Source organism: Bradyrhizobium genosp. SA-4 str. CB756, assembly GCF_000473125.1.
GTDB lineage: Bacteria > Pseudomonadota > Alphaproteobacteria > Rhizobiales > Xanthobacteraceae > Bradyrhizobium > Bradyrhizobium arachidis.
Genome location: NZ_KI421499.1, coordinates 1 through 12113 on the forward strand (window position 1 = coordinate 1; position 12113 = coordinate 12113).

The window sequence follows — 12113 nt, forward strand, 5'->3', positions numbered from 1 at the left end:
TTGTCCAGCCGCATCAAGAAGCCGGATATACGTCTGCAGTTGTGACCGTCGATCCTGATCAAGCCGGTCGTTGCAATCGGGCGGGGTCCATATACGTCCACATATGAACCGAGCCGCGCAGCGTCTCGGCCTCGCGGCATCGATCCCTCGCGCTAGAGCTTTGGTGCTCTTCGCCGGGGGGCACTCGGGAAAGGGGCTCGCCTGCGGCGATCGCTATCACTGCCCCGTTCCCGGGTGCCGCTATTGAACCGGTCTCGTCGCTGCACTCGGCCCCGCGTGCCCCTTCGGGTCGCTATGCTCACGCTCTCCGGGTGCCATTTTCCGTTGAGGCGATGCGCCGCTGGCGCACGCCTGAATCGGGCCTGCGGCCCTCAGGCAGATTGCGAAGAGGCTGAGAGTAAGAGTGCAGGCTGGTTTTTCCGTGACGGGTTACAAGCTGCGAGAGAGGCTCGCGGTGCCCGTCGCGGAGAATCGCGATGTCAAACCCTAACGCTTGCGCGCGCGCCGGCAAGGACCGGGCGAACATCTATACCGAAATCACCGACAAGATCATCGCAGAACTGGAGGCCGGCCGTATCCCTTGGGTGCAGCCATGGGGAACGGCGGCGATCAAGGCGCCGCTTGCCATGCCGCGCAATGCTTCGACGCTGCGCGGTTATTCCGGAATTAACGTGCTGATTTTGTGGGGTGCCGTTATCGAGTGTGGCTACTCCAGCCAGAGCTGGCTGACCTTTCGTCAGGCGCTCGGGCTCGGCGGCCATGTCAGGAAGGGAGAGCGAGGTACGACCGTCGTCTACGCGGATCGCTTCATTCCCGAGGACGAGCGTCGACGTACCGCAGAGACCGGGGAGGAGCCAGGCACGATCCCGTTTCTCAAGCGCTTTACCGTTTTCAACATAGAGCAGTGTGACGGCTTGCCCGAGGACGTCGCGGGCTCGGTCGTCCCGCCGCCACCGGATCAGATCGAACCGCTGGCGGAATCGCTGATCGCAGCAACCGGCGCCGACTTTCGGATTGGCGGGGTGCGCGCTTACTACAATACGACCGGCGATTTTGTGCAGGTCCCGCCGCCGGCGGCGTATTTCGAGCCGATCAACTGGCATCGGACCGCGTTCCACGAACTGTCGCATTGGAGTGGAGCTGTTTCCCGGCTTGCTCGTGATCTTTCGGGGTCGTTCGGCTCCAAATCTTACGCGCGCGAGGAACTGGTCGCGGAGATGGCGGGTGCATTCGTCTGCGCTTCACTTGGCATCGTGCCGACCGTGCGCCACGCCGACTATATCGGCTCCTGGCTGGAGGTGCTGCGTGAGGACAACCGCGCCGTTGTACGGGCGGCGAGCGCGGCGTCGAAGGCCGCCGATTTCCTGCTCGGCTTTCAGCAACGGCCGATCGCCTCTGTCGACGAGAGCGACGAGGAGGCCGCGTAATGCGTCCCCCGGATGTTCCGGCTTGCCTTCGCGGCGGGCCTCAGAGAGTGAGAGGACGGGCGGTGCAGTTCGTGACGGGTTGGAGGTCGAGAGAGAGTCTTTCGGCCGCCCGTCGCGGAGAATCCGACATGGCTAGCGCCATTCAGAAGATCAAACTCAGTCCATCCCGGGACATTCCCTTCAACAAGCTGGTCTTGAGCCAGTCCAATGTTCGCCGGGTCAAGGCTGGCGTCTCGATCGAGCAACTGGCCGAGAGCATTGCGCAGCGTACCTTGCTACAAAGCCTCAGCGTCCGTGCCGTCGTCGATGCCGACGGCACGGAGACCGGCATGTTCGAGGTTCCTGCGGGCGGGCGGCGGTACCGCGCCCTTGAACTGTTAGTGAAGCAGAAGCGCATGGCGAAGACCCAAGCGGTCCCCTGTGTGGTCAGGGATTGCGGTGTCGCCGAGGACGACTCGCTTGCGGAAAACGACGAGCGCATCGGCCTGCATCCACTCGATCAATTCCGCGCGTTCCGGATCCTCCGCGATGGCGGTATGGGCGAAGAGGAGATCGCCGCGCGGCATTTCGTGGCGCCGGCGATCGTCAAGCAGCGCCTGCGCCTGGCGTCGGTTTCGCCAAAGCTGCACAACGTCTATGCCGACGACGGCATGACGCTGGAGCAGCTCATGGCCTTTGCAGTCACTGGCGATCATGCGCGTCAGGAGCAGGTTTGGGATAATGTGAGCCGCTCCCAGAACGACGAGCCGTACCAGATCCGCCGGATGCTTACGGAACAGACGGTCCGCGCCTCCGACCGACGGGCCCAATACGTCGGGCTCGATGCGTATGAGCAGGCCGGTGGCCTCGTGCTGCGCGACCTGTTTCAGCACGACGACGGCGGTTGGCTGCAGGACGCCGTATTGCTCGATCGCCTCGTAACCGAAAAGCTCAAAGCCCAAGCTGAGACGATTGCGACCGAAGGCTGGAAGTGGATCTCCGTCGCCGTAGAGTTCTCCTACGGTCACACTCAAGGCCTGCGAGAAATCGAAGGCAAGCCTGTCGATCTCTCGCCTGAGGAACAGGCCACCATCGATGCTCTGAGCGCCGAGCAAGCCAAGCTCGAAACCGAATATCAGGATGCCGACGAGCTGCCCGACGAGATCGATCAGCGTCTCGGCGAAATCGAGGCGGCGCTGGCGGCGTTCGAAGACCGGCCAATGCTTTACGATCCGACGGAGATCGCCCGAGCAGGCGTTTTCATCAGCATCGATTCCGAAGGGCGCCTCGCCGTGGATCGGGGTTACGTCCGGCCGGAGGACGAGGTGCAGGCAAGTGATCCTGATGTCGGGCAGGACGCCGACGTGTCGTCGAGCGAAGGTCAAGAGGAGGGCCCTTCCGTCCCGCGCACGGTCATCGCGGTCGCTGGTAGTGCTCCCGATGCCGAGGATGATGATGAAGACGCGGCCAAGCCTCTGCCGGATCGGCTGATCACCGAGCTGACGGCGCATCGCACGCTGGCGTTGCGCGATGCGCTGGCAGAAAATCCTGCGATCGCGTTCCAGGCGGTGCTGCATAATTTCGTGCTGACGGCTTTTTACCGGTTCGCGTCATCCGGAAGCTGTCTCGAGATCGGCCTTCGCACGCCGAACTTTCCAACTCAAGCTCCGGGGCTGAGAGAAAGCGTCTCCGCCAAGGTCGTCGAGGCGCGGCATGAGGCCTGGAAGGCACGGTTGCCGAAGAGCGAGAACGATCTCTGGGATGCGCTGACGGCTCTCGATGGTGGTGCACAGGCGTCGCTGTTCGCCCACTGTGCATCATTTGCGGTCAACGCTGTCTATGAACCGGCTAATCGCTACAATCAGGGCCGTGTCTCCGCTCACGGTGTCCGCACGCGTCTCGACCAAGCCGATGTGCTGGCGCGCGCGGTCGGGCTCGATATGGTTCAGGCAGGGTGGAAGCCCTCCGTCGACAACTATCTCGGCCGGGTCACCAAGCCGCGAATTCTGGAGGCGGTGCGGGAAGCCAAGGGCGAGTCGTCGGCGCAATTGATCGACCATCTGAAGAAGGCCGACATGGCCAAGGAGGCCGAGCGCCTTCTGGATGGCTCGGGCTGGTTGCCGGAGCCGCTGCGTCTCGTCGATCCGGATGCGGCGCCAGTGGGGCAGGAGGGCGAAGCTGGCCCGCTGCCCGAATTCCTCGCCGACGATGAGGATCAGGAGAGCGCCAGCGACGATGATCCGCAACAGCTCGACGCGGCTGAATGACATTAAGGAGCGGGATGGCACGGCCGTCCCGCAGTGGGGACCGGCGTGCAGCGCCGGTCCCTATGTTTATGCCCGAGGTCTGAGAGGGAGAGCCGGGCCGGGAAGGGTTTGAGCCGTCGAGGTCAGAGGAGAGCGCCTGGCGGTTCGACCCCTTCCTGCTCTCCTGAGACATCCTGCCATGACCGAATCTCTCGCCGGCGGCGCTGCCGCCGCGCCGCTCTCGTTGCGCGCCGCTGCAACTTTCACCTCCGCCGCTGTCAGGGCCGCGCGACAGCTCCTGACCGAGCTCGAACGCGGCCGGCGCATCGACGCCGCTGTTCTGCGTAGCGCCATGGAGGCTGCCTTCGGCGCCTCGGACACGACTGGGGCCTGGAACTGGAAGACCGCCTATGACGTTTGCGAGGCGGCAACCGTTCTGTTTCTTCGCAAGTTCGGACCGGCCATACGGGCCAGGGCTGGCTCGACGGCTGCCATGCCTACCTCATCGGCAACTGGAACAGCCTGGCCCGCATCGTCTTCGAAAGCTTCGCCGGCCTTGGACTGAGAGCATCGGGTGCAAGCCTGTCCGCATCCGATTTCCTGAGGCCGGGAAAGATCGCTCAAGTTGGACTCGACGCCGGCCGACCGTTGCTCGACTCGATCTCCAATCTGATGGGCTACATCAGTTTCTTCGAGAATTTCGTCCAGATCGTCGTTCTCCTGTTCGCTTGGGTCGTGGTGCTGCTCGCCTTTTTCATTTTGGCGATCCAGCTCTTCGTCACCCTGATCGAGTTCAAGCTCACGACGCTCGCCGGCTTCGTGCTCATTCCCTTCGGCTTGTTTGGCAAAACCGCCTTCGCAGCAGAACGGGTCCTGGGCAATGTCATATCCTCCGGAATCAAGGTCTTGGTCCTGGCCGTCATCGTCGGGATTGGATCGACCCTGTTCTCGCAGTTCACCGCCGGCTTTGGCGGCAATCAGCCAACCATTGAGGACGCGATGACTCTGGTGCTCGCGGCACTCTCGTTGCTGGGCTTGGGCATCTTCGGTCCAGGAATCGCCGATGGCCTGGTATCCGGCGGACCTCAGCTCGGCGCCGGTGCGGCGATTGGAACGGGCCTTGCCGCTGGCGGTATTGTTGCCGCCGGCGCAGGCCTCGCCGCCGGCGGTGCTGGTCTCGCTGGCGGCGCGATGGCAGGTGCCGCGCGCGGTGGCGGCGCTGTCATGAGTGGAGCGTCCGCCGCCTATCGGAGCGGAGGCATTGCTGGCGTTACGGAGGCGGGTAGCTCGGCTGCAATGAGCCCGTTGCGTCGCGCAGCTGCTGCGCTCGGCGCAGGTGGCGACGCTGGCGCGCAGGCCGCGAGCACTTCGGCCGAAGGACGGCCCGATTGGGCGCGACGCATGAAGCGCGCCGAGACCATTCGGCATGGGGCCTCGGCCGCTGGCCACGCCGTCCGCTCCGGCGATCATGGCGGCAGCGGCTCCTCCGTCGATTTATCCGAAGGAGAGCGCTGAGACGCAGCCACTGCGCCTCTGCCGCACAGCCGCGCCCAAACCCTTCCATCGCACGACTTGAAACCGATCACTTGATCTCAGGGGCAACTATCGATGTTCAAACGATCTTCCGTACACTACGGGCGCATGCCCGAGCCGATCACGCCTTACCAAAAGGCAGCGCAGGTTTGGGACGAACGCATCGGATCGGCGCGCGTGCAAGCCAGGAACTGGCGCCTGATGGCGTTCGGCTGCCTGGTGCTGTCAGGCGGTCTCGCAGGTAGCCTTGTCTGGCAATCGAGCAGGGGCGCGATTACGCCGTGGGTGGTCGAAGTCGACCATCTCGGCCAGGCTCAAAGGGTTGCGCCGGCCAGCATCGACTATCAACCGACTGACGCTCAGATCGCCTACCATCTGGCGCGCTTCATCGAGGACGTCAGAGGGCTGCCGGCCGACGGTATCGTTCTGCGCCAGAACTGGCTCCGGGCCTATGATTTTACGACGGATCGTGGCGCGGCTGCGCTGAATGACTATGCGCGCAGCAATGACCCCTTTGCCAAGCTAGGTAAGGCGCAAATCTCAGTCGACGTCTCGAGCGTCATTCGCGCCTCTTCAGAAAGCTTTCGCGTCGCGTGGACTGAGCGTGTCTACGACAACGGCTCGTTGAGTTCGACCGAACGCTGGACTGCAATTCTCTCGATCGTGACCGAGACGCCGCGCGATGCCGAACGCCTGCGCAAGAATCCCCTTGGGGTCTATGTCCGCGCTATCAACTGGTCAAAGGAGTTGAGTCAGTGACCAAGACGCCATCTGAGTTTCGTTTGAAACGTTTCCTCTCGCACAGCAAGCTCAATTCGCTTCGGTCCGAGTTGGTCAGCTCAAAACGAGCGCTTCTGTCCGTGCTCTTGCTTTGTTCATCGGCGCTCGCTGGGTGCGCGACTTATATACCGCCGGAGATCAGCTATGACGCGGAGGTCCCGGCGCTGCCGGCGACGCCGGTGGCTCTCGACGACAGATCGCGACCGCTTCACGTTCCACCCCTCTGGAAGCCGGCTTTCGGCGGCAAGTCGGGAGGGAAGGAAGACGCTGAACCCGTGAGCCGGGTCGAGACCGCAAACAGCGCAGCCCGGGTCGAACCGCGCAAGCGAGGGTATTTCAACGCAGCCCAGATCTACGCCTATAGCCCGGGTGCCCTCTATCAGATTTATGCCGCACCCGGGCAGATCACGGATATCGCACTCGAGGAAGGAGAGCAGTTGACGGGATCGGGGCCGATCGCGGCCGGAGATACTGTCCGCTGGGTCGTGGGCGACACCGAGAGCGGGAGCGGCGATACACGACGCGTCCATATCCTGGTCAAGCCGACCCGCGCATCGATCGAGACCAATCTTGTCGTCAACACCGACCGGCGCACGTACCTGATTGAGCTCCGCTCCCGCGAGCGGCCATACATGCCATCCGTTATCTGGTACTATCCTGAAACGGTACGCGAACGATCGCGTTCGGTCGCTCTGAAACCCGTTCTTCCCGATCCGGCACAGCGTATCTTCCGCTATGCCATCGAAGGCGACAGGCCTCCCTGGCGGCCGCTCGCCGCATATGACGATGGCCGCAAGGCCTATGTCGAATTCCCGCAAGGCATCGTGCAGGGCGAGATGCCTCCGCTTTTCGTCATCGGTCCAGACGGCAAGACTGAACTCGTCAACTATCGCGCTTACGGCAACGTATTGATCGTCGATCGGCTTTTTGCTGCCGCCGAACTGCGGCTTGGCGGCGAGCACCAGCAGAAGGTCCGTATTGTCCGGACCGACGGGAGGCCGTCGTCATGAATGTCAGAAATGGAAACGATCAGGAGCAAGCGGCGCAGCCTGAGACCCAAGAGGATCAGTCCGGAAGCTTTCGCTTGAGAGCGGAGCACCCGCGCGTGACGCGGTTGTCGCGGAAAGTACTGGCGGGAGGGAGCGCGGTCGCCCTCCTTGTCATCGGCGGAGCCGTGCTGTGGTCGCTGCAGAAGACTGGCCCTCGAGACCAGGCGGCCGATGAGCTTTACAGTACCGACCATCACAATGTCGCCGACGGTATTACAGGGCTGCCGAAGGACTATGCTGGCGTTCCACGCCAGCCAATCCCGCAACTGGGTCCGCCGCTTCCCGGGGACCTCGGTCGGCCGATCCTTGCCGCCCAAGGCCAGTCGCCCACGATCGGCGCTGATCCGGAACGGCAGCGCCGGGATCAAGAGATCGAAGCAGCCCGCATCAGCCATCTGTTCGCTTCGACCAATGGGAGAGAAGTGCGTGAGCCCACGGCTGCAGGTGTAGGGGGCGATCGCATCGTATCACAAAGCCCGACGAGTGCCAATGACGACGGATTTGTGCAGAATGGTCAGGACCGCAAGCTTGCCTTCGTGAACGCCTCTGTGGACCGCCGCACAGTCAGCCCTGATCGCGTCACCAAGCCAGTCTCACCGTATATCGTGCAGGCTGGGACGGTTATTCCGGGAGCCCTGATCACCGGAATCCGATCGGACCTTCCAGGCCAAGTGACCGCGCAGATCACCGAGAACCTTTTTGACACACCGACGGGCCGCTTTCTGCTTGTGCCCCAGGGAGCGCGTCTGATCGGGGTCTACGATAGTCAGGTCGCTTTCGGCCAATCCCGCGTCCAGCTGGTCTGGACCCGGCTGATCATGCCGAACGGACGTTCTATCGTTCTCGAGCGTCAGCCTGGCGCTGACACTGCCGGATATGCAGGCCTCGAAGACCAGGTCGACAATCACTGGGGTGAGCTGTTCAAGGCTGCGGCACTTTCGACGTTTTTGGCTGTCGGGACCGAACTGGGTGCCGGCTCGGACACCAACAGCAACGACAGCGCAATCATCCAAGCATTGCGGCACGGCGCCTCGGACTCGCTGAACCAGACCGGACAGCAGGTGGTTCGGCGCAGTCTCAACATCCAGCCCACGCTGACCGTACGACCTGGTTTCCCGGTTCGCGTTCTCGTCAATCGCGACCTCATACTTGCGCCATAGGGACGATGAGCGATGCCGAAACTTAGAATAGGAGCGCTTCCAGACGACAAGCCGGTCAAGGTCACCACTGAGCTTCCGGCAGCGGTGCATCGGGATCTCGTTGCCTATGCAGTGGCTTTGGCACGCGAAAACGGGCAACGCGTCGATCCTACGAAGCTGATCGCGCCCATGCTGGCGCGTTTCATGGCTACTGACCGCGGATTTTCTAAACTGAAACGTGAAGGTCACGTACCGGCCGCCGGCGAAGGACAGTGATGCTCGTGGTTTCCTCGAAGCCATTGCCCACGCTAAATAGTTGCCAGCACAGCGAAGCGCTGCCGAGTTGGCATCAAGAGCTGAGATATGGCGACGCAAAGTGTGCTTTCGAGTTTGCCCGAAACAACTCCGATTACCAATTTTTCCCAGTTTTCAGCCGGGGGGCGCTAGGCGTCGACGTGCAGTTATTCGGTCATCTTTCGCGTTACACTGCTCCGGCCATCGACACTGAGAGGCACGTCACCCTCGATCGTGGCCCGACGTACGACTCGATGCTGGTTCCCGTAATCGTTGACCGCGTAATGATGCGTTGCGCGGTTATCCCACAGCGCAATATCGCCCTCTAACCAATTCCAACGCACAGTGTTTTCGGGCGCAGTGATGTGAGACTGGAGCAGATCGAACAGCTTTTGTCCATCGTATTTCCGGATTCCAATAAAGTCCTTCACCAAAGCGCCGAGCACTAGCGTCCGCTCGCCCGTTTCGGGATGGACGCGTACGACGGGATGCTCGGTCTCAAAAACTGTTCTGGTGAACACCTCGTCAAAATGTTTCTTGTCGACCTCGCGGACCCGCGCGATCCCGGCGTAATCGAAGACGTTGCTGTGAACGGCCCAGAGGGCCTCGGCAAGCCGTTGTAGCGGCGGCGGCAGATCAAGATAAGCAGCAGCGGTGTTCGACCATACGGTGTCGCCTCCGAACATTGGCATTACAACGGCCCGCAGGACCAAAATCTTGGGATAGGCGTCGGCGAAGGTCCCATCCGCATGCCAAACGTCGGCACGACCGCCGCCGCGAGTGGAGTCCAGTTCGAGGAGCGACGCCATCCCCTTGGTAGCACCGAGCATCGGATGTGGCACTAGCTTTCCGAGACGAGCGGCAAAGCGCTCATGCTCAGCGTCATTGAGATGTCCTTGATTGCGGAAGAAGATCACCTTGTGCTCGAGCAGTAAGCTGTTGATCGCGGCGATCGTGTGGTCCGGTAGGTCGCCTGATAGCTTGATATTTTTGACTTCGGCACCGATGCGCGCTGCACGTTTCACAACATCGGTGCTCGGAATGGCGCCTCCGATCAAAGCGTTTGTGCTCATCTTACTTTTCCAAGCCCTTGCAGTTCTTCCTCACCCCTTGGGATAAATGATCTTCAGCAAGCATCGTGCCAAGCAAAAGGCTAGCATGTACTCGATCATGGGCAGTAAACGAATCGTGGCATTTGGCGCGAGTCACTCGAACTGAGCCAGTGGTTGGGCCGAGTGACGAAAGAATTCGCTCACCGAGCCAACCCTTCGAATGTCGAATCGCGAAGCGACAGCAGGAGCGAGCAAACGGCAGATCTTGAGTTGGCAATAGTTTATGGTGCTCATGAATTATGTAGTCCGGCCCTGCCGCGCGGAAGCGCGCCTCGAAAACATATCATCCCACGATTGATACGTTGACGAGACCGAGATTGCGGGCAAGTTCCGTCTCAACTGGCATGTCGCTCACTAGACGATGACGGTTCTTTCTGGGGACAAATCATTGGTGCATATACAAGCGTCGCGGCTCTTGCTTGCTCATGCTTCTAGACTGAGATGCGCGGCGCGCAACTGTCAAACTGTCGCTGACGTGAGTCTCCATTCCAAGTCGTTGTCACTTGTGCGCGACTTGGTTCAACAATGTAATTGCTTCCGGGGGCGAGATGGAGTTTGCAGAGCGTGAGCATTGCTGCCTCCGCGGCTCTTTTCTGGATTGCTTTGTTTTAAGCAATGGCCATCCCGGGCGGCGCAGGGAGCCGCAGAGTCGGATGGGCTTTCGAAAGTCTGGACACTTACTATGCGCGTTGTGCTGGACCTGACACCAGATTGTGCCGCTGTCAGAATACGGACAAGTGCCTGCACAGTGCGGCAAGCCCGAGCTGACGTTTCCGTTCGTGAATTTCGCGAGTTAATTGATGGCCCGACCGCTGGGATTCGTGAGAGCTGTAGATGTAAGATGGCTGCGGCACTGCTGGTCATGCACATTTTCGTCTCAGTCCTGAACCAAGGTAAGAGCTGCAACTTCCTCGTCCCGTGCCAGTTTGCTGGCCGCTAGGCCGGTGGCGATACCAATACGATCAGGCGTGGGGCGGTTTTGGCTCATCTTGCGTTTGCCTTCGACCATGGTGATCGGGATGCGCACGCCGACGATTTCACGCAACTGGGCGCCGATGAAATCCGCGGGAGCATCGCTGACGGCCCAGGGCGTCGCACGTGATGTCTCATGGATATTCGTCAGACGCGTCACAACCTCAAGCAGGCGAGTGGGATCCTCGAAGAACTCAATCGGCCCATGGGCGTGGACCGCGATGTAATTCCATGTCGGAACCACATGTTCAGCTTGTCGCTTGCTAGGATACCAGGATGGCGTCACATAAGCCTCTGCGCCAGTAAAGATCGCCAGAGCTTCTCCGATCGGGGCCGTGCGCCATTGCGGATTGCCCTTCGCCAGGTGCCTGTATAGTGCGCCGTGTTCGCCTTCGCTCTCGTCGAGGAAGAGCGGAAGAGGCGTCGCAAGTGGCCCATCTGATGTCGCTGTGACTAGGTTGGCCAATCGGGCGCGGCGGATTGTCGCTCGAATATTCTCGATGTCGTCATCTCGAAAGTGGGTTGGTATGTACATGAAGGCTCTCCGTTGGAGGTCGTCGAGATAGACGCAAGTCAATATGCGAGAAAACTGCCAGTTTTAGTCGCTCCCGTAGAGCTTCTCCGCTTCCTCTTTTGACGTGACGGCTTCGGATTTATTCGGGACGCGGGCAATTCCACTCAGCCGCTTCAGTCCGTCGAGCTGCCGTTGGGTTGGTGTTTCCGTAGCTATTTCCTGCGGGCTGAGCCGGGCATTCATGGACCTTCAGAGATCTTACCCCGGCTCGCCTGTATGAAGCGATCCGGCAGCTGTCGTTCGATTTGCACCGAATTGCGTTTTGGCGAATTAGTCCTTGATCTTGGCAAGATCGACGCCGCCCGCAAAGGCGTGTTCATCGTCTGAACTGCGTCGATGGGTACAAGTCGGAGGTGATCGCAACCAACCCATCATTAAAACACGAGAGTTCCCGTCTATGGGGGACGCCCTCGCTCATGGGCAATCGGCCGAGGAGGTTGTCGAGGATTTTCCACCGTCGACGCGCGATCAGGTTGAGGCCGCGCTCGAATAAGCCGTAGCGAAGGTGCCCGTATCTCCCGCGGTGTCTGAAGCGGGCGCTGGCAGAGCTACCCGGCCCTTGGGTTCGATGACGAAGCTGAGGCGGGCGAGGTTGCGCCGCGCCGGATTCCGCAACCGCGTATTTCATCGACGAGAACGCGGTTCTCGAGTTTGGCAATGGTGCCAACGCGAACGTGCGCAAGTAGCTGGCAACATGGTCCTAGATTAAAGCGCGCTCTGTGCTTGCGCGGTGCAGCCGGAACAGGAATTCGCCCGAGGGCGTCGCCGTGTGCAGGTTCTCGGTCAGCGAGTGGAACGCCACCCGATTGTCCTTCGAGCGAGGATGGCGAGCCGAGCAGCGCATCGCGCTGCAGGTCCGTGTTCTGAGACGCGCATGACGCCAACCAACATAGGCGGATACCCATCTGAAATAGGTTTCCGTATGGTAGCGCGTGGCGACAGAGTTTCCGCATATGTTTTGTGGCACCAGGCGCTTAGCTTAGGAGGCTACTACAAGATTTGGTAGCT

The 12113-nt window shown here is 61.1% G+C and carries 9 protein-coding genes and 1 pseudogene; 8 read left to right on the forward strand and 2 right to left on the reverse strand.

Annotated elements, in window-relative coordinates; all coding sequences use genetic code 11:
• Positions 1-476: 476 nt before the first annotated feature.
• From BRAGE_RS0100025 to BRAGE_RS52310, 8 genes and pseudogenes are all read left to right on the forward strand, one after another.
• A complete protein-coding gene (locus tag BRAGE_RS0100025) occupies positions 477-1427 on the forward strand; it encodes an ArdC family protein (protein ID WP_027564004.1) in 951 nt (316 codons plus the stop codon).
• 128 nt (positions 1428-1555) lie between these two features.
• The gene (locus tag BRAGE_RS55640; RefSeq protein ID WP_027564005.1) at positions 1556-3673 is read left to right on the forward strand and encodes a ParB/RepB/Spo0J family partition protein; all 2118 of its coding nucleotides are present in this window, start codon (positions 1556-1558) and stop codon (positions 3671-3673) included.
• A 178-nt stretch (positions 3674-3851) separates the two neighbouring features.
• Positions 3852-4148 (forward strand): annotated as a pseudogene (locus BRAGE_RS56560) (SAM-dependent methyltransferase); the annotation flags it as partial.
• Positions 4070-5167: a P-type conjugative transfer protein TrbL gene (gene trbL, locus BRAGE_RS47485; protein WP_231164115.1), complete on the forward strand. Its 1098-nt coding sequence runs from the start codon at positions 4070-4072 to the stop codon at positions 5165-5167. The pseudogene BRAGE_RS56560 and the gene trbL, both read left to right, overlap by 79 nt.
• A 93-nt stretch (positions 5168-5260) precedes the next feature.
• Entirely contained in the window at positions 5261-5944 is a 684-nt protein-coding gene (gene trbF, locus BRAGE_RS0100040; RefSeq protein WP_027564006.1) for a conjugal transfer protein TrbF, read from the forward strand.
• Entirely contained in the window at positions 5941-6975 is a 1035-nt protein-coding gene (gene trbG, locus BRAGE_RS0100045; RefSeq protein ID WP_027564007.1) for a P-type conjugative transfer protein TrbG, read from the forward strand. The genes trbF and trbG overlap by 4 nt, the downstream gene beginning before the upstream one ends.
• Entirely contained in the window at positions 6972-8174 is a 1203-nt protein-coding gene (locus tag BRAGE_RS0100050) for a TrbI/VirB10 family protein (protein WP_027564008.1), read from the forward strand. Before trbG ends, BRAGE_RS0100050 begins: the two co-directional genes overlap by 4 nt.
• Positions 8175-8186: 12 nt before the next feature.
• On the forward strand, positions 8187-8429 hold the full coding sequence (locus BRAGE_RS52310) for a DUF2274 domain-containing protein (protein ID WP_084334931.1): 243 nt from the start codon (positions 8187-8189) through the stop codon (positions 8427-8429).
• Positions 8430-8614: 185 nt separating this feature from the next.
• Here BRAGE_RS52310 and BRAGE_RS0100055 read toward each other — a convergent pair whose 3' ends face one another.
• Entirely contained in the window at positions 8615-9520 is a 906-nt protein-coding gene (locus BRAGE_RS0100055) for a TauD/TfdA dioxygenase family protein (RefSeq protein ID WP_027564009.1), read from the reverse strand.
• A gap of 916 nt (positions 9521-10436) precedes the next feature.
• Complete coding sequence (locus BRAGE_RS0100060) at positions 10437-11066, reverse strand: FMN-binding negative transcriptional regulator (protein ID WP_027564010.1); 630 nt, start codon at positions 11064-11066, stop codon at positions 10437-10439.
• Positions 11067-12113 lie beyond the last annotated feature (1047 nt).

Bases quoted from the DNA above. Each gene is read 5' to 3' on its own strand.
- BRAGE_RS52310 (WP_084334931.1), top strand. From the start codon at position 8,187: ATGCCGAAACTTAGAATAGGAGCGCTTCCAGACGACAAGCCGGTCAAG.
- trbF (WP_027564006.1), top strand. From the start codon at position 5,261: ATGTTCAAACGATCTTCCGTACACTACGGGCGCATGCCCGAGCCGATC.
- BRAGE_RS0100025 (WP_027564004.1), top strand. From the start codon at position 477: ATGTCAAACCCTAACGCTTGCGCGCGCGCCGGCAAGGACCGGGCGAAC.
- BRAGE_RS0100055 (WP_027564009.1), bottom strand. From the start codon at position 9,520: ATGAGCACAAACGCTTTGATCGGAGGCGCCATTCCGAGCACCGATGTT.
- BRAGE_RS55640 (WP_027564005.1), top strand. From the start codon at position 1,556: ATGGCTAGCGCCATTCAGAAGATCAAACTCAGTCCATCCCGGGACATT.
- BRAGE_RS0100050 (WP_027564008.1), top strand. From the start codon at position 6,972: ATGAATGTCAGAAATGGAAACGATCAGGAGCAAGCGGCGCAGCCTGAG.
- BRAGE_RS0100060 (WP_027564010.1), bottom strand. From the start codon at position 11,066: ATGTACATACCAACCCACTTTCGAGATGACGACATCGAGAATATTCGA.